Below are 3,280 nucleotides of genomic sequence, written 5' to 3' on the forward strand. Positions count from 1 at the left end.
GGGAGGACCATCTCCCAAGGCTAAATACTACCTAGTGACCGATAGTGAACCAGTACCGTGAGGGAAAGGTGAAAAGCACCCCGGAAGGGGAGTGAAAGAGATCCTGAAACCGTGTGCCTACAAGTAGTTAGAGCCCGTTAATGGGTGATAGCGTGCCTTTTGTAGAATGAACCGGCGAGTTACGATTACGTGCGAGGTTAAGCTTTAGAAGGCGGAGCCGCAGCGAAAGCGAGTCTGAATAGGGCGAATTAGTACGTGGTCGTAGACCCGAAACCAGGTGATCTACCCATGTCCAGGGTGAAGGTGAGGTAACACTTACTGGAGGCCCGAACCCACGCACGTTGAAAAGTGCGGGGATGAGGTGTGGGTAGCGGAGAAATTCCAATCGAACTTGGAGATAGCTGGTTCTCTCCGAAATAGCTTTAGGGCTAGCCTCGTGATGAGAATACTGGAGGTAGAGCACTGTTTGGACTAGGGGGCCATCCCGGTTTACCGAATTCAGACAAACTCCGAATGCCAGATATTTATACACGGGAGTCAGACTGCGAGTGATAAGATCCGTAGTCAAAAGGGAAACAGCCCAGACCACCAGCTAAGGTCCCAAAGTAATCGTTAAGTGGAAAAGGATGTGGCGTTGCACAGACAACCAGGATGTTGGCTTAGAAGCAGCCATCATTTAAAGAGTGCGTAATAGCTCACTGGTCGAGTGACGCTGCGCCGAAAATGTATCGGGGCTAAACGATTCACCGAAGCTGTGGATTGACATCTACGATGTCAGTGGTAGGAGAGCGTTCTAAGTGCGTTGAAGTCAGATCGGAAGGACTGGTGGAGCGCTTAGAAGTGAGAATGCCGGTATGAGTAGCGAAAGACGGGTGAGAATCCCGTCCACCGTATGACTAAGGTTTCCTGAGGAAGGCTCGTCCGCTCAGGGTTAGTCGGGACCTAAGCCGAGGCCGATAGGCGTAGGCGATGGACAACAGGTTGATATTCCTGTACCACCTCCTCACCGTTTGAGAAATGGGGGGACGCAGTAGGATAGGGTAAGCGCGCTGTTGGTTATGCGCGTCCAAGCAGTAAGGCGTGTGTGTAGGCAAATCCGCACACTGTAACGTTGAGCTGTGATGGCGAGTCCGTATGGACGAAGTTCCTGATTTCACACTGCCAAGAAAAGCCTCTATCGAGGTGAGAGGTGCCCGTACCGCAAACCGACACAGGTAGTCGAGGAGAGAATCCTAAGGTGTGCGAGAGAACTCTCGTTAAGGAACTCGGCAAAATGACCCCGTAACTTCGGGAGAAGGGGTGCTCTTGAGCGTGCAAGCGCATGAGAGCCGCAGTGAATAGGCCCAGGCGACTGTTTAGCAAAAACACAGGTCTCTGCAAAACCGTAAGGTGACGTATAGGGGCTGACGCCTGCCCGGTGCTGGAAGGTTAAGAGGAGTGGTTAGCGCAAGCGAAGCTGCGAATTGAAGCCCCAGTAAACGGCGGCCGTAACTATAACGGTCCTAAGGTAGCGAAATTCCTTGTCGGGTAAGTTCCGACCCGCACGAAAGGCGTAACGATCTGGGCACTGTCTCAACGAGAGACTCGGTGAAATTATAGTACCTGTGAAGATGCAGGTTACCCGCGACAGGACGGAAAGACCCCGTGGAGCTTTACTGTAGCCTGATATTGAATTTTGGTACAACTTGTACAGGATAGGTAGGAGCCAGAGATCTCGGAGCGCCAGCTTCGAAGGAGGCGTCGGTGGGATACTACCCTGGTTGTATTGAAATTCTAACCCATGCCCCTTAGCGGGGCAGGAGACAGTGTCAGGCGGACAGTTTGACTGGGGCGGTCGCCTCCTAAAAGGTAACGGAGGCGCCCAAAGGTTCCCTCAGAATGGTTGGAAATCATTCGTAGAGTGTAAAGGCACAAGGGAGCTTGACTGCGAGACCTACAAGTCGAGCAGGGTCGAAAGACGGGCTTAGTGATCCGGTGGTTCCGCATGGAAGGGCCATCGCTCAACGGATAAAAGCTACCCCGGGGATAACAGGCTTATCTCCCCCAAGAGTCCACATCGACGGGGAGGTTTGGCACCTCGATGTCGGCTCATCGCATCCTGGGGCTGTAGTCGGTCCCAAGGGTTGGGCTGTTCGCCCATTAAAGCGGTACGCGAGCTGGGTTCAGAACGTCGTGAGACAGTTCGGTCCCTATCCGTCGTGGGCGTAGGAAATTTGAGAGGAGCTGTCCTTAGTACGAGAGGACCGGGATGGACACACCGCTGGTGTACCAGTTGTCTTGCCAAAGGCATCGCTGGGTAGCTATGTGTGGACGGGATAAGTGCTGAAAGCATCTAAGCATGAAGCCCCCCTCAAGATGAGATTTCCCATTACGCAAGTAAGTAAGATCCCTCAAAGACGATGAGGTAGATAGGTTCGAGGTGGAAGTGTGGTGACACATGGAGCTGACGAATACTAATCGATCGAGGACTTAACCAAAATGTTTGAAACATTCAATGCACGTTTATCCAGTTTTGAAAGAATAAGAAAGTTTTTTTAAAAAAAGCTTGCAATTATAACAAAATGTGTTATAATAAATCTTGTCTTTAAAAATAGTCTAGTGATGATGGCAAAGAGGTCACACCCGTTCCCATACCGAACACGGAAGTTAAGCTCTTTAGCGCCGATGGTAGTTGGGGGCTTCCCCCTGCGAGAGTAGGACGTCGCTAGGCATAATACCCAGGAGGATTAGCTCAGCTGGGAGAGCACCTGCCTTACAAGCAGGGGGTCGGCGGTTCGAGCCCGTCATCCTCCACCATTTGCCGGTGTAGCTCAGTTGGTAGAGCAACTGACTTGTAATCAGTAGGTCGTGGGTTCGACTCCTATCGCCGGCACCATTTGGAGCCATTAGCTCAGTTGGTAGAGCATCTGACTTTTAATCAGAGGGTCGAAGGTTCGAGTCCTTCATGGCTCACCATTTAAATTGCCAACAAAATATGCGGGTGTGGCGGAATTGGCAGACGCACTAGACTTAGGATCTAGCGCCGCAAGGCGTGGGGGTTCGACTCCCTTCACCCGCACCATTTTTCAAATTTAATAATTGCCAGGATAAATAAATCTTATGCACATGCGGAAGTAGTTCAGTGGTAGAACACCACCTTGCCAAGGTGGGGGTCGCGAGTTCGAACCTCGTCTTCCGCTCCAAATGTGCCGGGGTGGCGGAACTGGCAGACGCACAGGACTTAAAATCCTGCGGTAGGTGACTACCGTGCCGGTTCGATTCCGGCCCTCGGCACCATTTT

At 51.8% G+C, this 3,280-nt stretch carries 6 tRNA genes and 2 rRNA genes; all 8 read left to right on the forward strand.

The features are described 5' to 3' along the window. Positions 1-2,477 (forward strand): 23S ribosomal RNA (locus tag ABE34_RS14440); the annotation flags it as partial. 117 nt (positions 2,478-2,594) lie between these two features. Next, a 5S ribosomal RNA gene (gene rrf, locus ABE34_RS14445) occupies positions 2,595-2,710 on the forward strand. A 10-nt stretch (positions 2,711-2,720) separates the two neighbouring features. Next, a tRNA-Val gene (locus tag ABE34_RS14450) sits at positions 2,721-2,796 on the forward strand. 3 nt (positions 2,797-2,799) lie between these two features. Then, positions 2,800-2,875 (forward strand) — tRNA-Thr (locus tag ABE34_RS14455). Positions 2,876-2,879: 4 nt separating this feature from the next. Further along, a tRNA-Lys gene (locus ABE34_RS14460) sits at positions 2,880-2,955 on the forward strand. Positions 2,956-2,976: 21 nt separating this feature from the next. Beyond that, positions 2,977-3,061 (forward strand) — tRNA-Leu (locus tag ABE34_RS14465). Between the two features lie 46 nt (positions 3,062-3,107). Next, a tRNA-Gly gene (locus tag ABE34_RS14470) sits at positions 3,108-3,182 on the forward strand. 5 nt (positions 3,183-3,187) lie between these two features. Continuing rightward, a tRNA-Leu gene (locus ABE34_RS14475) sits at positions 3,188-3,276 on the forward strand. Positions 3,277-3,280: the final 4 nt, after the last annotated feature.

This window comes from Lysinibacillus sphaericus, from assembly GCF_015844675.1.
Lineage (GTDB): Bacteria > Bacillota > Bacilli > Bacillales_A > Planococcaceae > Lysinibacillus > Lysinibacillus sphaericus_E.